This window comes from Herbaspirillum sp. VT-16-41 (assembly GCF_001994935.1).
Classification (GTDB): domain Bacteria; phylum Pseudomonadota; class Gammaproteobacteria; order Burkholderiales; family Burkholderiaceae_D; genus Herbaspirillum; species Herbaspirillum frisingense.
This window is the reverse complement of sequence record NZ_MUXB01000083.1, coordinates 42,285-65,562: the sequence shown is the minus strand read 5'-3', so window position 1 is coordinate 65,562 and position 23,278 is coordinate 42,285. Positions and strand designations below refer to the sequence as shown.

Genomic DNA, 23,278 nt, shown 5'->3' with positions numbered 1-23,278 from the left:
CATGGCCGACGAAGGGCTACGTCCCATAATCGTTAAGCGGATCAAGAAGGGCGGCGGTGGTCACCACGGCGGCGCCTGGAAGATCGCGTACGCCGACTTCGTGACCGCGATGATGGCGTTCTTCCTGCTGATGTGGCTGCTGGGTTCGACTGCCAAGGGCGACCTGAACGGCATCGCCGAATATTTCAAGACACCGCTGAAGGTCGCCATGGCCGGCGGCTCCGGTAGCGGCGACGCCAATACGGTGCTGCCGGGCGGCGGCAAGGACCTGACCCGCCAGGACGGCCAGTTGCGCAAGGGCGAGAACGACGTGGTCACGCGCAAGCAGACCCTCAAGCAGGCCCAGCAGGAACTGGAGCGTGCCGAGCGCTCGCGCCTGGAGCAATTGAAGTCGCGCCTGGAAAAGGCCATCGATTCCAATCCGACGCTGAAGCAGTTCAAGAACCAGCTGTTGATCGACATCACCTCTGAAGGCCTGCGCATCCAGATCGTGGACGAGAAGAACCGTCCCATGTTCGCCCTGGCCAGCGCCCAGTTGCAGCCCTATACGAAGGAAATCCTGCACGAGATCGGGCGCACCCTGAACGATGTCCCCAACAAGATCAGCCTGTCCGGGCATACCGATGCCACGCCGTATTCCCGTGGCGAGAAGGGCTACAGCAACTGGGAACTGTCGGCCGACCGCGCCAATGCATCGCGCCGCGAGCTGATCACCGGTGGCATGGACGAATCCAAGGTGCTGCGGGTGGTGGGCCTGTCCTCGGCGGTGCTGCTGGACAAGGAAGATCCGTTCAACCCCATCAACCGTCGCATCAGCATCATCGTCATGAACAAGAAGGCCGAGGAACTGGTCGAGAAGGATAGTGGCTCGCTGAACGTGCCCACCGACGCCAGCGACGACGACATTCAGCAGGGTTTGACCGCGCCGCCCAAGAACTGAGGCAGGCGTGACGGGCGGGGATTTGCCATTGAAGCAGAAGTGTTCCAACTGAACAGGGGAAGAGAGCTGGATATGCCGACCAAGACCATGCTGCAGGAGCTCAAGCGCTTGTTGCTCGATACTGCCAGCGGCGGCAGCCGCCAATTGACGGAAGTGGAGTCGGACCTGGTCCAGACCAACATTCTCCTGGGCGAAGCCATCGGCAAGCTGGGTACCAGTTTCATGGAGCTGCACCGTTCTGTGCAGACCCAGCAGACCATCCTCGAGGGACTGATGAATGGCACGGGCGAGTTCGACAGCGAGAGTATCGAACAGCTCAAGGCGACCCAGGCGCAGGTCAGCCACCATGTGAACGCGGCGGTCACCGGTCTGCAGTTCCAGGACATGACCAGCCAGCTGCTGGAGCGTATCGTGCGGCGCGTGATCGGCCTGCGTGAAGCGCTGGGGGTGTTGAGCGCCAACAGTTTCGAGATCGTACCGGAGCAGGGGCAGACCGACGAGGAACTCAGGGAGCTGCTGGCCAGCACCGTGCAGGCGATGGAGGAGCGGCTGACCGTGCTCGATACCGGGCTGTGGAAAGCGGTGCGCCAGACACGCATGGAAAGCGGCGATATCGAGTTGTTCTAAGCCTTTGCGGGCTGAGTGGGTCAAGATTGAACTAGGTCATTCCGGCCGGGCGCAGGGCAATAGGTCGGCGGCCGGAGCTGCGGCATAATGCACATGCGCATGAGCCTTATTGAAGAAACAGGGAGTAACGATGTCCAAAACGATTCTCGCAGTAGATGATTCCGGGTCACTGCGCCAGATGGTGGTATTCAGTCTGAAGGCTGCGGGTTACAACGTGACCGAAGCGGTTGACGGCGTGGACGCGCTGGAAAAGGCCAAGACGCATACCTTCGACCTGGTCCTGACCGACCAGAACATGCCGCGCATGGATGGCCTGACCCTGATCCGCTCACTGCGCGAGCTGACCAGCTATGCGCGGGTGCCGATCCTGATGCTGACCACCGAGTTCAGTGACGAGATGAAGGCCAAGGGCAAGGCGGCCGGCGCCAATGGCTGGCTGGTCAAGCCCTTCGACCCGCAGCGCCTGACCGAGGTAGTGCGCAAGGTGATCGGCTGATCTTGCCGGGATAACAAGAACGACACGAACCGCATCCAGCATGGAGCCCAGGCATGAGCATTGATATGAGCCAGTTTTTCCAGGTCTTTTTCGACGAGGCCGAGGAAGGGCTCGCGGAAATGGAAAAGCTGTTGTTGGCCGTCAATGTGGCCTCGCCCGATCCGGAGGACCTCAATGCCGTGTTCCGTGCCGCGCATTCCATCAAGGGCGGCTCGTCGACCTTCGGTCTGACCGACATCGCCGAGGTCACGCACGTACTGGAGTCGCTGCTGGACCGTATCCGCCAGGGTCAGATGGCCCTGACCGCGGAACATGTGGACGCCTTCCTGGCGGCCAAGGATGTATTGAAGTCCATGCTCGACGGCCACAAGCATGGCGCCGAGGTGGATCAGGATGCCGTGGGTGATGTACGCATGCTGCTCGAAGCCCTGTCGCAGGGCAAGAGCTCCAGCGCGAGCACTCCCAGGGCTGCTGCAGGACCGGCTGCGGCCGCGGCCGCGGCCATGGTGGGCCCCGACGGCGCCCGTCGCTATCGGCTGGAGATGCCGGTCATCGCCGACAAGGACGCCGAGGCGCTGGCCGACGAGCTGTCCATGCTGGGCAAGATTGAAAAGACCAAGTCTGCCGAAGGAAACTGGGTCTTCATTCTCGATACGGCCGAACCGATCGATGACGTGGTCGCCATCTGCGCCTTCATCGTCAATGTGGCCGATCTGAAGATTTCGCAGGCTGTCGATCCCGGCAAGACCGCCGATGAAGAGCGCGGCTATGGTTTCTTCGATAACTTCGTGACCCAGGAAGAGCGCGAACGCGCCCAGGGCTACGGTTTCTTCGACAACCAGACCACCGTGGAAGACAAGGAGCGCGAGCAGGGCTACGGCTTCTTCGCTCCCTTCGTGCCGCTGGACATCAGCGCCAAGAAGCCTGAGCCGGAGAGCGCCCACGCTGCCGCCGCCCATGGCACCAATGGTGCCAACGGCCATCACGACGACGCCCATCTGCATGGCGAGCATGCCTCCTCGGAAAAGAAATCCGCCAAGGGGGGCGCCGCCCAGGGACCGGAGTCCTCGTCGATCCGCGTGAGCATCGAAAAGGTCGACCAACTGATCAACCTGGTCGGCGAACTGGTGATCACCCAGGCCATGATCGAGCAGCGTGTCGGCAAGCTGGATCCGATGCAGCATGAGCACCTGCTCAACAGTGTCAGCCAGTTGAGCCGTAATACCCGGGATCTGCAGGAATCGGTGATGTCGATCCGCATGATGCCCATGGACTATGTGTTTTCGCGCTTCCCGCGCATGGTGCGCGATCTGGCGCACAAGCTCGGCAAGCAGGTCGAATTCGTCACCCATGGCGCCGCGACCGAACTGGACAAGGGCCTGATCGAACGTATCGTCGATCCGCTCACGCACCTGGTGCGCAACAGCATCGACCACGGTATCGAACTGCCGGATGCCCGTCGCAGCGCCGGCAAGAGTGAGGCAGGTGTGCTATCCCTGTCTGCCGAACATCAGGGCGGCAACATCATCATCGAGGTCACCGACGACGGTGGTGGCCTGAACCGCGACAAGATCCTGGCCAAGGCCAAGCAGCAGGGCATGCCGGTCACCGACAACCTGTCGGACGCCGAGGTCTGGCAACTGATCTTCGAGCCCGGTTTCTCCACTGCGGAACAGGTCACCGACGTGTCGGGGCGTGGCGTGGGCATGGATGTGGTCAAGCGCAACATCCTGGCCATGGGTGGGGCGGTGGATATCCGCTCCAGCAAGGGCTTTGGCACCACCATCTCGATCTCGCTGCCGCTGACGCTGGCCATCCTGGACGGCATGTCGATCCGGATTGGTGAAGAAGTCTACATATTGCCGCTGGGATATGTGGTTGAATCTTTGCAGCCATTGGCGCAAGATATCAAAGAGATTTCCGGTCAGGGCCAGGTGCTGCGCGTACGCGGCGAATACCTGCCCCTGATCCCGCTTTATCAGATTTTCAACATCGAACCCTCCTTCACCGATCCCTCGCAAGGATTGGTGGTCATTCTGGAGTCAGATGGAAAGAAGGCGGCACTTTTCGTGGATGACCTGATCGGACAACAGCAGATCGTTGTCAAGAATCTGGAATCCAACTACCGGAAGGTCGCCGGCATTTCCGGAGCAACCATTCTGGGCGACGGCGGCGTCGCCCTGATTGTCGATGTGGCAGCCTTGCTGCGATCCAGCCGCCAACTGAACGACGAATCTGTATTTTCCTGATATTTAAAGGGCCACAACATGTCTGACACTGCAACCAAGAATCTTTCCGGCTTCGGCGAAAAAACCGACAGCAATGGAAACGAGTTTCTTGCCTTCACCCTGGGTAAGGAAGAATACGGCATCGATATTCTGAAGGTTCAGGAAATTCGCGGCTACGAAGCCGTGACCCGTATCGCCAACTCGCCTGATTTCATCAAGGGCGTGGTCAACCTGCGCGGCATCATCGTCCCCATCGTCGATATGCGCATCAAGTTCCAGCTGGGCGAGCCGACCTACGACCAGTTCACCGTGGTGATCATCCTCAACATCGGTGGTCGTGTGGTGGGTATGGTGGTCGACAGCGTCTCCGACGTGATCACCCTGACCCAGGAACAGATCAAGCCGGCCCCGGAAATGGGCACCACCTTCGACTCCGACTATCTGATCGGTCTGGGTACCCTGGAACAGCGCATGCTGATCCTGGTGGATATCGACAAGCTGATGTCCAGCGCCGAAATGGGTCTGATCGAGAAGCTGGCTGCCTGATCGCCCTCAGGTCTGTCAGGAAGCTAAGGGATCCGGAGGAGACGCAGTCCGGATCTGACGTTTTTCGTCGTTCGGTACCGCAGGAAAAGCGGGCAGGCTAGCCCGATACAGAAGAGAAAAAGGCATCCGCCGTGTGGTGGATGCCTTTTTTATTGGCCGCTCCCAATGCCGTCAGGCAAGGTACGGCGTGGCGCCTCCCGCCGACTATGCGGCAGACCGCGCAGCCCGATGGTGCGTCAATGGAAGTGTTCGACCGGAGGCGGGGTATCTTCCGGCATCTCGGCATGCACCAGTTCACCCTCGCGATCGGGGAACAGGGGCGCACCGCAGTCATCGCAGAATTCCATCGTGAAACGTTCGCTGTGATGCTTGATCTGGACGATGCCGCATTCGCGCAGGGTAGCCAGGATCTGCTGCAGCGGACTAGCCGGGAGTCCTTCCAGCAGGCCGGCACCGCCGGGGATCATCATGGGCAGGTCTTCGCCGCTTTCCTGTTCGTACAGCGGCCACACGGTACCGTAGACCACGGTGGGGTCGTTGCCGATGGAAAAGCCGATGCGGTATTCGTCGATCTGGCCGTTGATGTCTTCGGAAAAGCCGCCGATGCTGGCATGCAGCTCGGAGGACGCGATATCCAGCGTCTGCGTGAGGAAGTAGTCGGCGGCACGGATCGACGCCGGCCGGATATGCTTGTCGGCCTCGCGGCAGCCGAAGAAATAGGCTTGCGGCAGCAGCAGCTCGACATTGCAGCCGGGCAGCAGGCGCGTGAAGATCGGCGTAACCTGCTGCGTCCAGGCGTCGAAGGCAGCGGTCTTGTTGGCCGAGAAGTGGCTCTGCTGTTCGCTTTCCTGCCAGTGGAACAGGGCGCCACCGGCGGGCACCACCACGGCGGCGATGGCATAGCGGGTATCGGCCAGGAAGGCGGCGGTCGGCGGCTGTTCGCCGCGCAGTTGCACCGGGGCATTCTTGAGCGCGCTCTGGCCCATCTGGCGGGTCAGGGCGAATACGTCGGCGTGCATGCGCGGCAGCTGCTCGATCGAGAACAGGCTGGGTGCCAGCGCCAGGCGTGCGTCCTTGGCCAGGATGTGGGCGTGCAGGTGGGCCGCGATGGCGTTCTGCAGGTCGCCGGCAATGGTGCCCGAGGCGATGGCGAAGCGGGTCCAGGCCAGCACCGGCAGGACCAGCAGCTGGACATCGTAGTCCTGGCCATCGTGTTCCAGCGTGGTGGCTTCGCTGCCGGCCTCGACGGCCTCGATCAGGACATCGTAGGCGTCCAGATCGGCCTTGAAGAGGTGGTCCAGCGCGGTGTCGATCAGGCCCTGGTTGCCGGCGCGCAGGAGCTTGTTGAGCAGGGCGTCCAGGGGTTTCAGCCAGGCGCGCTCTTCGAGCCGGCTGGACGCCTGCGCGATGGCTTGCGCAAAGGTGACCAGGTGCTGGCTGTCGGCAGAGAGCTTGGAGGAGGAACGTTTGGCAGGACGACGCATGTAGGCTATCTGTAATCTGTGGAAACGAAACCGTCTATTGTAGATGATTTGGCAGCGGTGTCCGTCTTCAGACTGCTGACCTGATTCCAAAGGGCAGCCTGCGGCAGCGGAAAAATAAAAAACGCCGGACGAATCCGGCGTTTCTCGTTTCTGCAAACGTGCAGACTGCATGGCAGCAGCGGCACCGGGGGGGGCGCCGCGCTGCCCGTCCTGCTTAGGCTGCCAGCAGTTGACGCAGCACGAACGGCAGGATGCCGCCATGCTTGTAGTAGTCCACTTCGATCGGGGTATCGATGCGCAGCAGCAGCTTGACTTCCTTGGTCTCGCCGTTCTTGCGGTGGATCACCAGGGTGGCTTCCTGTTGCGGCTTGATCTCGCCGTCCAGGCCCTTCAGGTCGAAGGTTTCGTCACCAGTGATGCCCAGCGTCTGCACGCTGTCGCTACCCAGGAACTGCAGCGGCAGCACGCCCATGCCGACCAGGTTGGAACGGTGGATACGTTCGAAGGAACGTGCGATCACGGCCTTCACGCCCAGCAGCTGGGTGCCCTTGGCGGCCCAGTCACGGGAGGAGCCGGTGCCGTACTCTTCGCCACCGAACACCATGGTCGGGGTGCCTTCGGCCACGTACTTCATGGCGGCGTCATAGATCGACATCTGTTCGCCGGTCGGCTGGTGCAGGGTGATGCCACCTTCGACGCGGGAGCCGTCTTCCTTGGCCGGGATCATCAGGTTCTTGATGCGCACGTTGGCGAAGGTGCCGCGCATCATGATCTCGTGGTTGCCGCGGCGCGAGCCGTAGGAGTTGAAGTCAGCCTTGAGCACGCCGTTGGCTTGCAGCCACTTGCCGGCCGGGCTGGATTCCTTGATCGAACCGGCCGGGGAGATGTGGTCGGTGGTGATCGAGTCGCCGAACACGCCCAGGGCACGTGCACCGGAGATACCGGCGGCAGCGATCTTGGGCTCTTCGCTGAAGTTCTCGAAGAACGGCGGCTCGGCGATGTAGGTCGAGGTCGGCCAGTTGTAGACTTCGCCCTTGGCGACGCCCTTGATGGCTTCCCACAGCTTGCCCGGGGCACCCTTCACGTCGGCGTAGTTTTCCTTGAAGGTCTTGGCGTTCATGGCGAACTTGAGCAGCTTTTCGATCTCTTGCGAGGTCGGCCAGATGTCGCCCAGGTAGATGTCCTTGCCACCCTTGCCCTTGCCGACCGGTTCGGTCATCAGGTCGCGGGTGACATTGCCGGCGATCGCGTAGGCCACCACCAGCGGCGGCGAAGCCAGGAAGTTGGCGCGGATGTTCGGGTGGATACGGGCTTCGAAGTTGCGGTTGCCCGACAGCACGGCGGCAGCCACGACGTCGTTCTTGACGATGGCTTCGTTCATGGCCGCAGTCAGGTCACCGGCGTTGCCGATGCAAGTGGTGCAACCGTAGGCGGTCACGCCAAAGCCCAGCTTTTCCAGGTAGGGCAACAGGCCAGCCGCTTCCAGGTACTTGGTCACCACGCGCGAGCCAGGGGCCAGCGAGGTCTTGATGTGCGGTGCGACCTTCAGGCCGGCTTCGACCGCCTTCTTGGCCAACAGGCCGGCAGCCAGCAGCACGCTCGGGTTGGACGTATTGGTGCAGGAGGTGATGGCGGCGATCAGCACGTCACCATTGTGCACATCCACGCCGTCGGCGTTCTTGTAGGCAGCGGTGAGGTCTTCAGCCTTCTTGTTGAAGCCGTTCTCGGAAGTCGGCTTGGTGAACAGGTCGGCGAAGGTGGACTTGACGTTGCCGATCTCGATGCGGTCTTGCGGACGCTTCGGACCTGCCAGCGAGGGAGCGACGGTACCCAGGTCCAGCGAGACTTCCTGGGTGTAGTCGATCTGGCCGGCCTTGGGCACGCCATACAGGCCCTGGGCCTTGAAGTAGGCTTCGAAGGCGTCGATCTCGGCCTTGGTACGGCCGGTACCCTTGAAGTAGTCGATGGTGGCATCGTCAACCGGGAAGAAGCCCATGGTGGCGCCGTATTCCGGAGCCATGTTGGCGATGGTGGCGCGGTCGGTCAGCGACAGCGATTCGGTGCCTTCACCGAAGAATTCGACGAACTTGCCCACGACCTTGGTCTGGCGCAGCAGTTCGGTGATGGTCAACACCAGGTCGGTGGCGGTGACGCCTTCGCGCAGGGCGCCGGTCAGGTTCACGCCGACCACGTCCGGGGTCAGGAAATAGACCGGCTGGCCCAGCATGCCGGCTTCGGCTTCGATGCCGCCCACGCCCCAGCCGACCACGCCGATGCCGTTGATCATGGTGGTGTGGGAGTCGGTGCCGACCAGGGTGTCAGGGTAGTAGACGCCGGTCTTGTTGTGCACGCCGCGTGCCAGGTACTCCAGGTTGACCTGGTGGACGATGCCGAAGCCCGGGGGCACCACACCGAAGGTATCGAAGGCTTGCATGCCCCACTTCATGAACTGGTAGCGCTCGTTGTTGCGCGAGAATTCCAGCTTCATGTTCAGGTCCAGCGCCTTCTTCTCGCGGAAGTGGTCGATCTGCACCGAGTGGTCCACCACCAGGTCCACCGGGACCAGCGGTTCGATGTTCTTGGGGTTCTTGCCCAGCTTGCTGGCGACATTGCGCATGGCGGCCAGGTCGGCCAGCAGCGGCACGCCGGTGAAGTCCTGCAGCACCACGCGGGCGACCACGAAGGGGATCTCATCCACGCGGGCAGCCTTGGCACCCCAGTTGGCCAGTTGCTTGACGTGTTCTTCGGTGACCTTCTGGCCATCGCAGTTACGCAGCACCGATTCCAGCACGATACGGATGGACACCGGCAGGCGCGAGATATTCACGCCCAGCGACTTTTGCAGGGCGGGCAGGGAGTAGAACTTGCCCTTCTTGGAATCGGAAATCTTGAATTCCTTCAGGGTGTTCAATGTGTTGCGAGACATGGCCTCTTCTCCTTAATTTGGCAATTTAGTGATGCTAGCTAGTCGAATCCGGTTTGCGCTGCAATGGTGAACTGCGGGGTGCTGCCTGATTCTGTGATTCTTTGTTTCTCTGGTACGGCTGGGGTCTGGTCCGGGAAGCGCGGCTTCCCGTGTCAGTTCTGCTGCGGCGCTGCGGCAACGGTCGGGTTCGCTGCCGGTGCGGCGGCGGCCTTCATCTGCTCGGCGTTCTTGCATTCGTTGGCCAGCTGCTGACCCTTCTTGGAGTCCAGCAACAGGCCCTTGGCGGGGATACCGATCCAGACCAGGCCCATCTTGCGGTTTTCGAAGCGGTTGGCGCCGGTGGTGGTTTCCACACGGGTCAGGCGGTGGATGCGCTTGTCCCAGCGGATGGCGATGTGCTTGTCGTCGGTCTCGTTCTTCCAGATGGTCAGCTTGTGGCCCATTTCGCACTGGAAGTCGGCCGACAGGGTGCCGCCCAGTTCGGGTTCGCTGTCGTCATCCTCGGCGTCCGACGAGAAGGGCATCTTGGAAGCCGGAGCGGCGGCGGCAGCGGCTGCGGCCTTCTTGGCCGGCGCCTTCTTGACCACCTTCTTCTTGGCAGCGGGCTTGGCGGCGGTGGCGGTCTCGGCCTGTGCCGGGCTGATGCCGGCGGTGGCGAACAGGGCGCCCAGCAGGGCGATCAGGGTCAGGTGCTTTTTCATGTGCGGTGATCGAAACGGTCTTTACTGCGTGGTTGAGGGGGAGTCGCCGGCGGCGAACCAGACTAGGGTTTCCGGCGGCAGCGCCACGCCAGTGGCGTGGGCGCGTTGCAGGATACTCCAGTAATAGCGATAACTGGCCCGATCGTGCAGGTTGCCCAGGTGCTGGATCGGACCCCATTGCACCGACTGCGCCTTGAGCAAGATCTGTGCCGCCAGTTCGGCCTCCTCGGTGGAGGGCGACATGGCCTGCACGATGGGACGGATCTGGTCCGGATGGATGCTCCACATCCGGGTGTAGCCAAATTCCTGTGCCGCGCGGCGCGCATCATCGGCCACGGCGGCGGGATTCTTGATGTCGGTGGTCACGTTATGCGACGGCACCTTGCCGTGCGCATGGCAGGCGGCGGCAATCTCCAGCTTGGCGCGGCGCACCAGCGGGTGGTCGAACTGCCCGGGGGAGCGCATGGCGCTGCCGGGGATGGCACCGTAGTGTGCCGAGACGAAATCCATGACCCCGAACGACAACGACTGGACCTGGGGCAGGGCGGCGATGCGTGCGGCATCGGCCAGCGCGCCGTGGGTCTCGATCAACACCTGCACCGGCAGTTGCGCACGGCCGGCGCCAGCGGCCACGCGGTTGATGCTCTCCAGTGCGTGAAGCACGTCGGCAATGCCTTCCGGCTTGGGCAACATCACGTAGGCCAGCTCGCGCGCAGCGGCGCCGCAGATGATGGCCACGTCCTGCTCGAAATGCGCATGGCCCACGTCATGCAGGCGCGCGCCGATACGGCGGTGGACATTGTCGGGGCCGGCGATGAGCGAGGCGACCAGCTCGGCGTGCGCGGCTTCATTGCCGGCGGCGGCGCCGTCTTCGCAGTCGAAGGTGATGTCGAACCGGGGACCGAGTTCCTCCTGCAGGGCCATCGACTTGCGCATCAGCTTTTCGGAGCCGGCGTAGTGATCGCACACCGGGAGCGAAACCGGCTGCTGGGCACCTGGGAACAAGACCTGGGAAGGATGCATTGCTGCGAATGGGACTGGGGTAAGGTTGTCGGATCGATCGGTATTGCGATATTGCGGGTATTGCCGGTATTTCAGTAAGACGACGGGCGCGGCGATTGAAGACCGCCGCGCCCTGGTCAATTAGCCGACCAGATGCTTCACGCCTTCACGCTCTTCCAACAGCTCCTTGAGGGTGATGTTGATGCGCTCTTGCGAGAACTCGTCGATCTCCAGACCCTGGACGATCTTGTACTCGCCGTTTTCGGTGGTCACCGGGAAGCCGAACATGGTGCCTTCGGGGATGCCGTAGGAACCGTCCGAGGGAATGCCCATGGTGGTCCACTTGCCGTTGGTGCCCAGCACCCAGTCACGCACGTGGTCGATGGCCGCGTTGGCTGCCGATGCTGCCGAGGACAGGCCGCGGGCTTCGATGATGGCCGCGCCGCGCTTGCCGACGGTGGGCAGGAACACGTTCTTGTTCCATTCCTGGTCGTTGATGGTGTCCTTGACGGAGGCGCCATCGGCGGTGGCGAAGCGGTAATCGGCGTACATGGTCGGCGAGTGGTTGCCCCAGACGCACAGCTTTTCGATGGCCGAGACTGGCTTGCCGATCTTGGCCGCCACTTGCGACAGCGCACGGTTGTGGTCCAGGCGCAGCATGGCGGTGAAGTTCTTGGCCGGCAGGTTCGGTGCCGACTTCATGGCGATGTAGGCGTTGGTGTTGGCCGGGTTGCCGACCACCAGGACCTTGACGTTGCGCGAGGCGACGGCGTCCAGCGCCTTGCCCTGCACGGTGAAGATCTGGGCGTTGGCTTCCAGCAGGTCCTTGCGCTCCATGCCGGGGCCGCGGGGACGGGCACCCACCAGCAGGGCGATGTCGGCATCCTTGAAGGCGGTCATCGGATCGCTGTGGGCGGTCACGCCAGCCAGCAGCGGGAAGGCACAGTCATCGATTTCCATGATGACGCCCTTCAACGCCTTCTGTGCCTTCTCATCGGGGATTTCCAGCAGTTGCAGGATGACCGGCTGGTCTTTGCCCAGCAGGTCGCCGTTGGCGATGCGGAACAGCAGGGAGTAACCGATCTGACCGGCGGCGCCGGTGACGGCAACACGCATGGGGGCTTTAGCCATGTTGAATCTCCAAAAGAGGTGATGAAAAAAAGCGTTCAGACTGCATGAAGCGCACGTTGCGGTCGCGTCGCGGAGAGCGCGGCAGGGCCGTCTGCGGTTGCTTCTGGTTTGCGCAGGAAATTGCGCGACTTCCTCGAATTCTTGTTAGGCCGCCATGATACCGTCGAAAACGCAGCGAGTCAGTTGCTTTCGGTTCGGGCTCTGCCGACAAATCAAAAACCTGTCAAACTTGTGCTCTGCGTGCATGAAAACGCCGCCTTCGATAGGTCTGGATGAGAGCGATTCTCGTTAGCGCCCTCCGGCCTGTAAATCGCACCCGGTCTGCCTTGCAGGTCTTCAGGTTGCTCGCGAGTGTAGGCCTGCGAAAGAGCGCTGTCAATCAATATCTTATGTCTTATATAAGACATATTATTGCCTAGTTTTTGCTGGACGCCGGAAGGGATTTTGTGGTGAAATTCGAGGTTATGAGCTCGATCCTGCCTAATTCGAACAACGCCGACGCGCATGCCGCGGGGGCGGGTGCTGCCAGTCCTGCGCCCACCTTCAGTCCGTTGTACCAGCAGATCAAGGCGCTCATCATGCAGCGCCTGGAGGCCGGTGAGTGGAAGCCCGGCGAGCTCATTCCCAGTGAAGTGGAGCTGGGCAATCGATTCAAGGTCAGTCAGGGCACGGTGCGCAAGGCCATCGACGAACTGGCGGCCGAAAACCTGGTGGTGCGCCGCCAGGGCAAGGGGACCTTCGTTGCCACCCATCATGAGACCCAGGCGCAGTTCCGCTTCCTGCGGTTGATGGCCGACAGCGACGAGCCGCAGCGTCCCGAGAACAAGATCATCGAAGTCAAGCGCGTGCGCGCGTCGGCCGAAGTGGCCCGTCAGCTCGACATGAAGTCGGGCGACTCCGTCATTTTTATTCGCCGGGTAAAATCGTTCAATGGCGTTCCCATCATCCTCGAAGACATCTGGCTGCCCGGCGCCATCTTCAAGGGGCTGACGGCCGAACGCCTGGTGGAATACCGCGGGCCGCTGTATGGCCTGTTCGAGTCGGAGTTCGGCACGCGCATGATCCGTGCCGAAGAGCGCATCCGTGCCGTCGGGGCGGATATGGATGCGGCAGAGTTTCTGGGCGTGGCGCCCCAAACGCCGTTGCTGAGTGTGGAGCGGGCTTCATTTACCTATGGCGACAAGCCGGTGGAAATGCGGCGCGGGCTGTACCTGACGACGAATCATCATTACCAAAGCGAGTTGAGCTGAGCGGACGACGCTGTTTTGTCCCGGGTCGGTGGCAACCGACCGTGCAGCGGGAGGGGCCGGGCGCTAGGCCCTGCCGGCATGCTGCGAAGCGCAATAAAAGTTGATGGTGATTTCGAAAATCGGCGAAAATTGCATATTGTTTTAAACTGAGGAGAACCTTGTATGTCTGAAGCCGCTAAACCACAACGGCCGCAATTTCGTAACATACACCTAACCCAAATTGCCGGCTATCGCATGCCCCTGGCGGCTCTGGTCTCGATCATGCACCGCATCAGCGGTCTGTTCCTGTTCCTGATGCTTCCTTTCATCCTGTTCCTTCTGGACAGCAGCCTGCTCTCGGAAGGTACCTTCGCCTATCTCAAGGGCTTCACCTCCGGCTGGTTCGTCAAGCTGGTCATCCTGGCTCTGTCCTGGGCCTACCTGCATCACTTCTGCGCCGGCATCCGCCACCTGATCATGGACAACCACATCGGTCTGGACAAGGACAGCGCACGCAAGTCCTCGGCAACTGTCCTGGTGATCAGCATCGCGCTGATGATCCTGGTCGCATTGAAACTGTTCGGAGCTTTCTGAAAATGGCTGATAACAACATCGGACCCAAGCGCCTGGTCGTCGGCGCCCACTATGGCCTGCGTGACTGGCTGGCGCAACGCGCCACCGCCGTCGTGATGGCCGTCTACACCGTGATCCTGCTGGTGTGCTTCTTCACCTCGACCAACTTCAGCTACCAGGGCTGGGCGGCGCTGTTCTCGCATCAATGGTTCAAGGTTGCCACTTTTGCCGTGTTCATGGCGCTGTTCTTCCACGCCTGGATTGGCGTGCGTGATGCGCTCATGGACTACGTCAAGCCCGTCGGCGTTCGCCTGGTCCTGCAAGTTGCCACCATCGTGTGGCTGATCGGTTGCGCTGGCTATGCTGCGCAGATTCTCTGGAGAAACTAATCGTGGCTGCAATCAAATCCGCCATCACTACCCGCCGCTTTGACGCGGTCATCGTCGGCGCCGGTGGCTCCGGCATGCGCGCCTCGCTGCAACTGGCCGAAGCCGGCCTGAACGTCGCTGTCCTGTCCAAGGTCTTCCCGACCCGCTCGCACACTGTGGCTGCCCAAGGCGGCATCGGCGCTTCGCTGGGCAACATGTCGGAAGACAACTGGTACTGGCACATGTTCGACACCGTCAAGGGTTCGGACTACCTGGGTGACCAGGACGCCATCGAATTCATGTGCCGCGAAGCACCGAAGGCCGTCTACGAGCTGGAACACTTCGGCATGCCCTTCGACCGCAACCCTGATGGCACCATCTATCAGCGTCCGTTCGGCGGCCACACTGCCAACCTGGGTGAAAAGCCGGTGCAGCGCGCCTGTGCTGCTGCCGACCGTACCGGTCACGCACTGCTGCACACCCTGTACCAGCGCAACGTGCGCGCCAAGACCCACTTCTTCGTCGAGTGGATGGCGCTGGACGTGATCCGCAACGAAGAGGGCGACGTCCTCGGCGTGGTGGCGCTGGAAATGGAAACCGGCGAAATCATGATGCTGCACGCCAAGACCACCCTGTTCGCCACCGGCGGCGCGGGTCGTATCTGGGCCGCATCGACCAATGCCTTCATCAACACCGGCGACGGCATGGGCATGGCGGCACGCGCCGGCCTGCCGCTGCAGGACATGGAATTCTGGCAGTTCCACCCGACCGGCGTAGCCGGCGCGGGCGTGCTGATCACCGAGGGTGTGCGCGGCGAAGGCGGCATCCTGATCAACAGCAACGGCGAACGCTTCATGGAGCGCTATGCGCCGACCCTGAAGGACCTGGCACCGCGTGACTTCGTCTCGCGTTCGATGGACCAGGAAATCAAGGAAGGTCGCGGCGTCGGTCCCCACAAGGACCACGTGCTGCTGGATCTGCGTCACATCGGCGCCGATACCATCAAGAAGCGTCTGCCCTCGATCCTGGAAATCGCCCACAAGTTCGCCAACGTCGATGCGACCAAGGAACCGATTCCCGTCGTGCCGACCATCCACTACCAGATGGGTGGCATCCCCACCAACATCCACGGCCAGGTGGTCGCGCCCAAGGGCGGTTCCATGAAGGAAGTGGTGCAGGGCATGTACGCCATCGGCGAATGCGCCTGCGTGTCGGTGCACGGCGCCAACCGCCTGGGTACCAACTCGCTGCTGGACCTGGTGGTCTTCGGTCGCGCCGCCGGTAACCACATTGTCGGCAGCCGCCTGCAGGACCAGAGCCACAAGCCTATCCCGGCCGGCGCCCTGGACCGTTCGCTGGAGCGCATCGCCCATCTGGAAAACAGCACCGGTTCCGAGCGTGTGCAGGACGTCGCCAACGACATCCGTGCCACCATGCAGAAGTACTGCGGCGTGTTCCGTACCGATGCCCTGTTGAAGGAAGGCTATCAGAAGATCATGGAACTGGACGAGCGTCGCAAGCACGTCTCCTTCAAGGACAAGTCCAAGGTCTTCAACACCGCCCGCGTGGAAGCGCTGGAGCTGGACAACCTGATCGAAACCGCCAAGGCCACCATCACCTCGGCCGAAGCCCGCAAGGAGTCGCGCGGCGCCCACGCGCAAAGCGACTACGAGCAGCGCGACGACGTGAACTGGCTCAAGCACACGCTGTGGTTCTCCGAGGGGAATCGTCTCGACTACAAGCCGGTCAACCTGCAGCCGCTGACCGTCGAGACCTTCAAACCTAAAGCACGTACTTTCTAAGAGGTCGCAACATGACTCGCACCCTGAAATTCAAGATCTATCGTTACGATCCGGACAAGGACGACAAGCCGTACATGCAAGACCTGACGGTGGAACTCAAGCCCACCGACAAGATGCTGCTGGATGCCCTGCAACGCATCAAGTCCGACGTCGACGATTCGCTGGCGCTGCGTCGCTCCTGCCGCGAAGGCGTGTGCGGCTCCGACGCCATGAACATCAACGGCAAGAACGGTCTGGCCTGCATCACCAACCTGAACGAACTGACCGAGCCCATCGTTCTGAAGCCGCTGCCCGGCCTGCCGGTGATCCGCGACCTGATCGTGGACATGACCAACTTCTTCAAGCAGTACGATTCGATCAAGCCCTACCTGATCAACGACAGCATCCCGCCCGAGAAGGAGCGCCTGCAGTCGCCCGAGCAGCGTGAAGAGCTGGATGGCGTGTACGAGTGCATCCTGTGCGCCTGCTGCTCGACCTCCTGCCCGTCGTTCTGGTGGAATCCGGACAAGTTCGTCGGCCCGGCCGGCCTGCTGCAAGCCTACCGCTTCATCGCCGACAGCCGCGACGAAGCCACCGGCGCGCGTCTGGACAACCTGGAAGACCCGTACCGTCTGTTCCGTTGCCGTTCGATCATGAACTGCGTCGATGTCTGCCCCAAGGGTCTGAACCCCAACAAGGCCATCGGCAAGATCAAGGAATTGATGGTCCGTCGCTCGGTGTAAGCCGAATGGGTATGATGCCTGCCAGAGCCGCCGTGCATGGCGGGCTGCAGCGAGGGGAAGCAGGGCTGGAAGCGGCTTCCCCGACCGGTTCCTTCAGGTTTGGTCCGGTTGAAGTGAATGGAAAGACAAGAAATGAGCGAGTTCATGACTGAACAGCGTCATCAGGATGATCCGGCCAAGCGAGCAAGACTGCGCTGGCGCGCGCGCCGCGGGCTGCTGGAGAATGACCTGATCCTGACGCGCTATCTGGATGCCAACGAGGCACAGATGAGCGACGACGAGGTCGATGCCTTCTCGCGCCTGATGGACCTGACCGACAACGACCTGATGGACCTGCTGCTGGCCCGCAAGGAGCCGGAAGCGGCGGTTGATCTGCCCCAAGTGCATGCGTTGCTGAAGAAACTGCGTACTGCCTGACTGTTGCACGAATATTGCGCCTGGCCACAAGCCAGACCGATTTTGCTCGATCGCGGCCTGTTCCAACTCGCCACCCGGCGCATCCGAACCATGATGCCGCCCGGCTTGCGGTCGCGGCTTTTGATTAACGGTTTCACCATCCCAGCAAAAGGAAAAGCTATGTCCAATACCGATATCAAAGCTACCCTGTCGTTCTCCGACGGGTCTCCGTCCGTAGATTTTCCTATCTACAAGGGCAGCATCGGTCCTGATGTGATCGATATCCGCAAGCTGTACGGCGCCACCGGCAAGTTCACCTACGACCCCGGCTTCATGTCGACGGCTTCCTGCAACTCCTCCATCACCTATATCGATGGCGACAAGGGCGAGCTGCTGTACCGTGGTTATCCCATCGAACAGCTGGCGGTGAACTGCGACTTCCTGGAATCCTGCTACCTGCTGCTGCACGGCGAGCTGCCCACTGCCGACCAGAAGGCCGAGTTCGTCACCACCGTGACCCAGCACACCATGGTCCACGAGCAGATGAATTTCTTCTTCCGTGGTTTCCGTCGCGATGCCCACCCGATGGCCGTACTGACCGGCTCGGTCGGCGCGCTGTCGGCCTTCTACCACGACTCGCTGGACATCTCCAATCCGAATCACCGCGAAGTGTCGGCCATCCGCATGATCGCCAAGCTGCCGACCCTGGTGGCCATGGCCTACAAGTACAGCATCGGCCAGCCCTTCGTGTATCCGCGCAACGACCTGTCGTACACCGCCAACTTCATGCGCATGATGTTCGCCAACCCGTGCGAAGAGTACAAGGTCAATGAAGTGCTGGTGCGCGCGCTGGACCGCATCCTGATCCTGCACGCCGACCACGAACAGAACGCCTCGACCTCGACCGTGCGTCTGGCCGGCTCCTCCGGTGCCAACCCGTTCGCATGTATCGCCGCCGGCATCGCCTGCCTGTGGGGCCCTGCCCACGGCGGTGCCAACGAAGCCGCACTCAACATGTTGGAACAGATCGGCTCGGTCGAAAACATCCCCGAGTTCATCAAGCAGGTGAAGGACAAGAACTCCGGCGTCAAGCTGATGGGCTTCGGTCACCGCGTCTACAAGAACTACGACCCGCGTGCCAAGCTGATGCGCGAAACCTGCTACGAAGTCCTGAACGAACTGGGCCTGCACGATGACCCGCTGTTCAAGCTGGCCATGGAGCTGGAAAAGATCGCTCTGGAAGACGACTACTTCGTTTCCCGCAAGCTGTATCCGAACGTCGACTTCTACTCGGGCATCGTGCAGCGCGCTCTGGGTATCCCGACCTCGATGTTCACCTGCATCTTCGCCATGGCCCGTACCATCGGCTGGATCGCCCAGTGGAACGAAATGATCTCGGACCCGGAACAGAAGATCGGTCGTCCCCGTCAGCTGTTCGTTGGCTCGCCGCGTCGCGACGTGCCGCCGATCGACAAGCGCTGATCGGTCTGCCAGCTGTCGCTTGTTGTCTGCTCGTTGTCGGGCAGACAACAGGTGGTGCAAGAGGCATCATCCCGTCCCCCGGGAGTCGATGGGGGAGGGTGGGAAGCCCGTATGACAAGGCTTTGCGGTCAAGGGTTGGTTGCCGGAAACGCCCGTTGCTTCTGGTTTCAAATAAAAAAGCGAATCCCTTAGGATTCGCTTTTTTATTTGATATTAGGAGATATAATTCCGATGCGCTGACTGGATGACGTACAGAAGTTCAGGTAGACAAGGTCCTTCCCCACAACTTGATGCAATCCGCTAACCGGTCAGGCCGTGTCGCGGAAGGTGTAGAAACCCGCTAATCTCGCGAAGCGCGAAGAAAGGTGAGCAAATGACAAAGCTCTACGAGCAATACAACATCAACTCCTACCTGTTCGGTGGGAATGCTCCGTACATCGAAGAACTGTACGAAGCCTACCTGAACAATCCTGGCTCTGTCCCCGATAACTGGCGTGCTTATTTCGACGCCGTGCAACACGTCCCCGCCACCGACGGCTCCACCCGTCCCGATGTGGCCCACGCTCCGGTGATCGCATCCTTCGCCGAACGTGCCAAGCAAGGCCCCATCCGCACCGTCATCGCATCCGCCGACTCCGACATGGGTCGCAAGCGCGTCGCTGTCACCCAGCTGATCGCCGGCTACCGTGACCTCGGCTCCCGTTTCGCCAACCTGGACCCGCTGCAACGCCAGGAACGCCCCAACATCCCCGAACTCGATCCCTCCTTCTACGGCTTCACCGATGCCGACATGGACATCGTGTTCAACATCAACAACACCTACTTCGGCCCGGAAACCGCGTCCCTGCGTGACCTGCTGCAGATGCTGCGCGACACCTACACGCGCTCCATCGGCGCCGAGTTCACCTACATCTCGGACATGGCCGAAGTGCGTTGGCTGGAAGAGCGCCTGGAGCCGACCCGTGCCGTGCCCAGCTTCTCTTCGGACAAGAAGAAGCACATCCTGGAGCGCCTGACCGCTGCCGAAGGCCTGGAACGTTACCTCCACACCAAGTACGTCGGCCAGAAGCGCTTCTCGCTGGAAGGCGGCGAATCCTTCATCGCCTCCCTGGATGAAACCATCCAGCGCGCCGGTGAAAAGGGCGTGCAGGAAATCGTGATCGGCATGGCCCACCGTGGTCGCCTGAACGTGCTGGTCAACATCCTGGGCAAGACCCCGCAGGAACTGTTCTCCGAGTTCGAAGGCCGTCACGCCGACGACCTGCCAGCCGGTGACGTCAAGTACCATCAGGGCTTCTCCTCGGACGTGTCCACCCCGGGCGGCCCGGTCCACCTGTCGCTGGCCTTCAACCCGTCCCACCTGGAAATCGTCAACCCGGTGGTCGAAGGTTCGGTCAAGGCCCGTATGGATCGCCGCGGCGACAAGGATGGTTCGCAAGTGCTGCCGATCCTGGTGCACGGTGATGCCGCCTTCGCCGGCCAAGGCGTGGTGATGGAAACCCTGAACCTGGCCCAGACCCGTGGCTACGGCACCGGTGGTACCGTCCACATCGTCATCAACAACCAGATCGGCTTCACCACTTCCGACCCGCGCGACTCCCGTTCGACGCTGTACTGCTCGGACGTGGTCAAGATGATCGAAGCCCCGGTGCTGCACGTCAACGGCGATGATCCGGAAGCCGTCGTGTTCGCCACCCAGATCGCTGTCGACTACCGCATGAAGTTCAAGAAGGACATCGTGGTCGACATCATCTGCTTCCGCAAGCTGGGCCACAACGAGCAAGATACGCCTGCTCTGACCCAGCCGCTGATGTACAAGAAGATCGCCCAGCACCCTGGTACCCGCAAGCTGTACGCCGACAAGCTGGTCACCCAGCAGACCATCCCCGCCGACGGCGGTGAAGAACTGGTCAAGGCCTATCGCGCCGCGATGGATGCCGGCAAGCACGCCATCGACCCGGTGCTGACCAACTTCAAGAGCAAGTACGCCGTCGACTGGCTGCCGTTCCTGAACCGCAAGTGGACCGATGCTGCCGAGACCGCCGTGCCGATGGCCGAGTTGAAGCGCCTGGCCGCCAAGATCACTACCGTCCCTGAAGGCTTCAAGGTGCACTCGCTGGTCGAGAAGGTCTTGAACGACCGCGCCACCATGGGCCGTGGCGAGATGAACCTGGACTGGGGCATGGGTGAACACCTGGCCTACGCCAGCCTGGTCTCCTCCGGCTATGCCGTGCGCCTGACCGGTCAGGATGCCGGCCGTGGCACCTTCACCCACCGCCACTCGGTGCTGCACGACCAGAACCGCGAGCGTTGGGATGCCGGTACCTTCATTCCGCTGCAGAATGTGGCCGAGAACCAGTCCACCTTCACCGTGATCGACTCGGTGCTGTCCGAAGAAGCCGTGCTGGCCTTCGAATACGGCTACTCGACCGCTGAACCGAACACCCTGACCATCTGGGAAGCCCAGTTCGGCGACTTCGCCAACGGTGCCCAGGTCGTCATGGACCAGTTCATCAGCTCCGGCGAAGTGAAGTGGGGCCGTGCCTCGGGTCTGGTGCAGATGCTGCCCCACGGCTACGAAGGCCAGGGTCCGGAACACTCCTCGGCACGTATCGAGCGTTACCTCCAGCTGTGCGCCGACAACAACATGCAGGTCGTGCAGCCCACCACCGCTGCGCAGATCTTCCACCTGCTGCGTCGCCAGATGATCCGCCTGTTCCGCAAGCCGCTGATCATCATGACGCCGAAGTCGCTGCTGCGTAACAAGGATGCCGGTTCGCCCCTGTCCGACCTGGCCAAGGGTTCGTTCCAGACCGTGATCCCGGAAGTCGATGAAACCATCGACGCCAAGAAGGTCAAGCGCATCGTCGCCTGCTCGGGCAAGGTGTACTACGACCTGGTCAACGCCCGCAAGGAACGTGGTCAGACCGATACCGCCATCATCCGCGTCGAACAGCTGTATCCGTTCCCGCACAAGGCGTTCGCGGCTGCACTGAAGCAGTTCCCGAACTTCAACGAACTGGTGTGGGCGCAGGACGAGCCGCAGAACCAGGGCGCATGGCTGCAGATCCAGCACAACATCTTCGAGAATCTCTCCGAAGGTCAGAAGCTGGCCTATGCAGGCCGCCCGGCCAGCGCCTCGCCGGCCGTCGGTTACTACGACAAGCACTACGCACAGCAAAAGGCGCTGATCGAAACCGCCTTCGCCAAGCTCAAGGGCTTTGTCCTGACCAAGTAAGCATTGTTGTGAACGGGGCGTACTGCGAGGGCAGTACGTCCCTGTTTCCATAAAACGAATCACCCGAAAATCGGAGAACCCTAATGGCTCAAATCGAAGTAAAAGTCCCGCAGTTGTCGGAATCCGTCGCAGAAGCGACCCTGTTGCAATGGCACAAGAAGGTCGGCGAACCTGTCGCCCGTGATGAAAACCTGATCGACATCGAGACCGACAAGGTGGTCCTGGAACTGCCCTCGCCGGACGCCGGCGTCATCACCCAGATCATCAAGGCTGACGGCGCTACCGTCGTGGCCGGCGAAGTCATCGCCATCCTCGACACCGACGCCTCCGCCCAGGTCGCCCCGACCGAAGTCAAGGCTGCTCCTGCTCCGCAATCGACCAACGAACCGACCCCGGTGGCTGCTCCCGAGCTGGCTTCCAAGGGCGATGTCGCCATGCCCGCCGCCGCCAAGCTGCTGGCCGACAACAACCTGTCGACCTCGCAAGTCACCGGTACCGGCAAGGATGGCCGCGTGACCAAGGGCGACGTCCTGGGCGCACTGTCGGCTCCTGCTGCGGCTCCCGCCGCTGCCGCCAAGCCGGCCCTGGCTGCTGTTGCCGCACCGGTCAAGGCTGGTCTGGAAAGCCGTCCGGAACAACGCGTGCCGATGAGCCGCCTGCGTGCCCGCGTGGCAGAGCGTCTGGTGCAATCGCAATCGACCAACGCCATCCTGACCACCTTCAACGAAATCAACATGCAGCCGGTCATCGACCTGCGCAACAAGTACAAGGACAAGTTCGAGAAGGAACACGGCGTCAAGCTGGGCTTCATGTCCTTCTTCGTCAAGGCTGTCGTGCACGCCCTGAAGAAGTACCCGATCGTCAACGCCTCGGTCGACGGTAACGACATCGTCTACCACGGCTACTTCGACATCGGCGTGGCCGTCGGTTCGCCGCGCGGCCTGGTGGTGCCCATCCTGCGTGATGCGGACCAGATGTCGATCGCCGACATCGAGAAGAAGATCGGTGAATTCGGCCAGAAGGCCAAGGACGGCAAGCTGTCCATCGAAGAACTGTCGGGCGGTACCTTCACCGTCTCCAACGGCGGTACCTTCGGTTCCATGCTGTCGACCCCGATCATCAACCCGCCGCAATCGGCGATCCTGGGCATCCACGCCACCAAGGAACGTGCAGTGGTCGAAAATGGCCAGGTCGTGGTGCGTCCGATCAACTTCTTCGCCCTGTCCTATGACCACCGCATCATCGACGGCCGCGAAGCCGTCCTGTCGCTGGTGGCCATCAAGGAAGCCCTGGAAGATCCCGCCCGCCTGCTGCTGGACCTGTAATGACCGCCGGAGGGGCTACTGCGCAACCTGATCTCGCTGCTGCGATGCTCGCCGTACGACAG

19 protein-coding genes are annotated in these 23,278 nt (G+C 61.7%); 14 read left to right on the top strand and 5 right to left on the bottom strand.

The annotated features are described in order from the left end of the window. The first annotated feature begins 1 nt into the window (after nucleotide 1). The 5 genes from motB to BTM36_RS06755 all read left to right on the top strand — a co-directional run bounded on the left by motB (nucleotide 2) and on the right by BTM36_RS06755 (nucleotide 4,837). Nucleotides 2-940, top strand: coding sequence for a flagellar motor protein MotB (motB, locus tag BTM36_RS06775; RefSeq protein ID WP_077235672.1), 939 nt, complete (start codon nucleotides 2-4; stop codon nucleotides 938-940). Between the two features lie 72 nt (nucleotides 941-1,012). Then, nucleotides 1,013-1,567: a hypothetical protein gene (locus BTM36_RS06770; protein ID WP_006463268.1), complete on the top strand. Its 555-nt coding sequence runs from the start codon at nucleotides 1,013-1,015 to the stop codon at nucleotides 1,565-1,567. A gap of 130 nt (nucleotides 1,568-1,697) precedes the next feature. Then, nucleotides 1,698-2,063 carry a response regulator gene (locus tag BTM36_RS06765; RefSeq protein ID WP_006463269.1) on the top strand — a complete coding sequence of 122 codons (366 nt, stop codon included), beginning with the start codon at nucleotides 1,698-1,700 and terminating at the stop codon, nucleotides 2,061-2,063. A gap of 53 nt (nucleotides 2,064-2,116) precedes the next feature. Continuing rightward, nucleotides 2,117-4,312, top strand: a complete 2,196-nt coding sequence (gene cheA / locus BTM36_RS06760) for a chemotaxis protein CheA (RefSeq protein ID WP_077235671.1) — start codon at nucleotides 2,117-2,119, stop codon at nucleotides 4,310-4,312. A gap of 18 nt (nucleotides 4,313-4,330) precedes the next feature. After that, nucleotides 4,331-4,837, top strand: a complete 507-nt coding sequence (locus BTM36_RS06755; RefSeq protein ID WP_006463271.1) for a chemotaxis protein CheW — start codon at nucleotides 4,331-4,333, stop codon at nucleotides 4,835-4,837. A gap of 236 nt (nucleotides 4,838-5,073) precedes the next feature. Here the strand turns inward: BTM36_RS06755 and BTM36_RS06750 are convergent, their stop codons facing one another. From BTM36_RS06750 to BTM36_RS06730, 5 genes are all read right to left on the bottom strand, one after another. Then, the gene (locus BTM36_RS06750) at nucleotides 5,074-6,321 is read right to left on the bottom strand and encodes a DUF2863 family protein (protein WP_077235670.1); all 1,248 of its coding nucleotides are present in this window, start codon (nucleotides 6,319-6,321) and stop codon (nucleotides 5,074-5,076) included. Nucleotides 6,322-6,535: 214 nt separating this feature from the next. Next, nucleotides 6,536-9,247 carry an aconitate hydratase AcnA gene (acnA, locus tag BTM36_RS06745; RefSeq protein WP_006463273.1) on the bottom strand — a complete coding sequence of 904 codons (2,712 nt, stop codon included), beginning with the start codon at nucleotides 9,245-9,247 and terminating at the stop codon, nucleotides 6,536-6,538. A 152-nt stretch (nucleotides 9,248-9,399) separates the two neighbouring features. Further along, nucleotides 9,400-9,948 (bottom strand): hypothetical protein, encoded by a 549-nt coding sequence (locus BTM36_RS06740; protein WP_077235669.1) that lies wholly within the window; start codon nucleotides 9,946-9,948, stop codon nucleotides 9,400-9,402. A 21-nt stretch (nucleotides 9,949-9,969) separates the two neighbouring features. Beyond that, on the bottom strand, nucleotides 9,970-10,971 hold the full coding sequence (locus BTM36_RS06735; RefSeq protein ID WP_077235668.1) for a CoA ester lyase: 1,002 nt from the start codon (nucleotides 10,969-10,971) through the stop codon (nucleotides 9,970-9,972). A 120-nt stretch (nucleotides 10,972-11,091) separates the two neighbouring features. Continuing rightward, nucleotides 11,092-12,081, bottom strand: a complete 990-nt coding sequence (locus BTM36_RS06730; protein WP_034350453.1) for a malate dehydrogenase — start codon at nucleotides 12,079-12,081, stop codon at nucleotides 11,092-11,094. Nucleotides 12,082-12,545: 464 nt separating this feature from the next. On the opposite strand from BTM36_RS06730, the gene BTM36_RS06725 reads away from it, so the two are divergent. From BTM36_RS06725 to odhB, 9 genes are all read left to right on the top strand, one after another. Continuing rightward, a complete protein-coding gene (locus BTM36_RS06725) occupies nucleotides 12,546-13,331 on the top strand; it encodes a GntR family transcriptional regulator (RefSeq protein ID WP_006463277.1) in 786 nt (261 codons plus the stop codon). Nucleotides 13,332-13,493: 162 nt separating this feature from the next. After that, entirely contained in the window at nucleotides 13,494-13,904 is a 411-nt protein-coding gene (sdhC, locus tag BTM36_RS06720) for a succinate dehydrogenase, cytochrome b556 subunit (RefSeq protein WP_039875248.1), read from the top strand. Nucleotides 13,905-13,906: 2 nt separating this feature from the next. Then, nucleotides 13,907-14,272 (top strand): succinate dehydrogenase, hydrophobic membrane anchor protein, encoded by a 366-nt coding sequence (gene sdhD / locus BTM36_RS06715; RefSeq protein ID WP_041310935.1) that lies wholly within the window; start codon nucleotides 13,907-13,909, stop codon nucleotides 14,270-14,272. A 2-nt stretch (nucleotides 14,273-14,274) separates the two neighbouring features. Then, nucleotides 14,275-16,053, top strand: coding sequence for a succinate dehydrogenase flavoprotein subunit (sdhA, locus tag BTM36_RS06710; protein ID WP_077235667.1), 1,779 nt, complete (start codon nucleotides 14,275-14,277; stop codon nucleotides 16,051-16,053). 11 nt (nucleotides 16,054-16,064) lie between these two features. Next, nucleotides 16,065-16,775: a succinate dehydrogenase iron-sulfur subunit gene (locus BTM36_RS06705; protein ID WP_006463281.1), complete on the top strand. Its 711-nt coding sequence runs from the start codon at nucleotides 16,065-16,067 to the stop codon at nucleotides 16,773-16,775. A gap of 132 nt (nucleotides 16,776-16,907) precedes the next feature. Further along, on the top strand, nucleotides 16,908-17,192 hold the full coding sequence (locus BTM36_RS06700; protein ID WP_008329929.1) for a succinate dehydrogenase assembly factor 2: 285 nt from the start codon (nucleotides 16,908-16,910) through the stop codon (nucleotides 17,190-17,192). Nucleotides 17,193-17,351: 159 nt separating this feature from the next. Further along, entirely contained in the window at nucleotides 17,352-18,653 is a 1,302-nt protein-coding gene (gene gltA, locus BTM36_RS06695) for a citrate synthase (RefSeq protein WP_006463286.1), read from the top strand. Between the two features lie 373 nt (nucleotides 18,654-19,026). Then, nucleotides 19,027-21,891 carry a 2-oxoglutarate dehydrogenase E1 component gene (locus tag BTM36_RS06690; RefSeq protein ID WP_077235666.1) on the top strand — a complete coding sequence of 955 codons (2,865 nt, stop codon included), beginning with the start codon at nucleotides 19,027-19,029 and terminating at the stop codon, nucleotides 21,889-21,891. 83 nt (nucleotides 21,892-21,974) lie between these two features. Continuing rightward, complete coding sequence (odhB, locus tag BTM36_RS06685) at nucleotides 21,975-23,216, top strand: 2-oxoglutarate dehydrogenase complex dihydrolipoyllysine-residue succinyltransferase (RefSeq protein WP_006463290.1); 1,242 nt, start codon at nucleotides 21,975-21,977, stop codon at nucleotides 23,214-23,216. Nucleotides 23,217-23,278 lie beyond the last annotated feature (62 nt).

What these genes read in the sequence shown, in the direction of transcription:
- motB (WP_077235672.1), top strand. Translation starts at nt 2, where the DNA reads ATGGCCGACGAAGGGCTACGTCCCATAATCGTTAAGCGGATCAAGAAG.
- BTM36_RS06770 (WP_006463268.1), top strand. Translation starts at nt 1,013, where the DNA reads ATGCCGACCAAGACCATGCTGCAGGAGCTCAAGCGCTTGTTGCTCGAT.
- BTM36_RS06765 (WP_006463269.1), top strand. Translation starts at nt 1,698, where the DNA reads ATGTCCAAAACGATTCTCGCAGTAGATGATTCCGGGTCACTGCGCCAG.
- cheA (WP_077235671.1), top strand. Translation starts at nt 2,117, where the DNA reads ATGAGCATTGATATGAGCCAGTTTTTCCAGGTCTTTTTCGACGAGGCC.
- BTM36_RS06755 (WP_006463271.1), top strand. Translation starts at nt 4,331, where the DNA reads ATGTCTGACACTGCAACCAAGAATCTTTCCGGCTTCGGCGAAAAAACC.
- BTM36_RS06750 (WP_077235670.1), bottom strand. Translation starts at nt 6,321, where the DNA reads ATGCGTCGTCCTGCCAAACGTTCCTCCTCCAAGCTCTCTGCCGACAGC.
- acnA (WP_006463273.1), bottom strand. Translation starts at nt 9,247, where the DNA reads ATGTCTCGCAACACATTGAACACCCTGAAGGAATTCAAGATTTCCGAT.
- BTM36_RS06740 (WP_077235669.1), bottom strand. Translation starts at nt 9,948, where the DNA reads ATGAAAAAGCACCTGACCCTGATCGCCCTGCTGGGCGCCCTGTTCGCC.
- BTM36_RS06735 (WP_077235668.1), bottom strand. Translation starts at nt 10,971, where the DNA reads ATGCATCCTTCCCAGGTCTTGTTCCCAGGTGCCCAGCAGCCGGTTTCG.
- BTM36_RS06730 (WP_034350453.1), bottom strand. Translation starts at nt 12,081, where the DNA reads ATGGCTAAAGCCCCCATGCGTGTTGCCGTCACCGGCGCCGCCGGTCAG.
- BTM36_RS06725 (WP_006463277.1), top strand. Translation starts at nt 12,546, where the DNA reads ATGAGCTCGATCCTGCCTAATTCGAACAACGCCGACGCGCATGCCGCG.
- sdhC (WP_039875248.1), top strand. Translation starts at nt 13,494, where the DNA reads ATGTCTGAAGCCGCTAAACCACAACGGCCGCAATTTCGTAACATACAC.
- sdhD (WP_041310935.1), top strand. Translation starts at nt 13,907, where the DNA reads ATGGCTGATAACAACATCGGACCCAAGCGCCTGGTCGTCGGCGCCCAC.
- BTM36_RS06705 (WP_006463281.1), top strand. Translation starts at nt 16,065, where the DNA reads ATGACTCGCACCCTGAAATTCAAGATCTATCGTTACGATCCGGACAAG.
- BTM36_RS06700 (WP_008329929.1), top strand. Translation starts at nt 16,908, where the DNA reads ATGAGCGAGTTCATGACTGAACAGCGTCATCAGGATGATCCGGCCAAG.
- gltA (WP_006463286.1), top strand. Translation starts at nt 17,352, where the DNA reads ATGTCCAATACCGATATCAAAGCTACCCTGTCGTTCTCCGACGGGTCT.
- BTM36_RS06690 (WP_077235666.1), top strand. Translation starts at nt 19,027, where the DNA reads ATGACAAAGCTCTACGAGCAATACAACATCAACTCCTACCTGTTCGGT.
- odhB (WP_006463290.1), top strand. Translation starts at nt 21,975, where the DNA reads ATGGCTCAAATCGAAGTAAAAGTCCCGCAGTTGTCGGAATCCGTCGCA.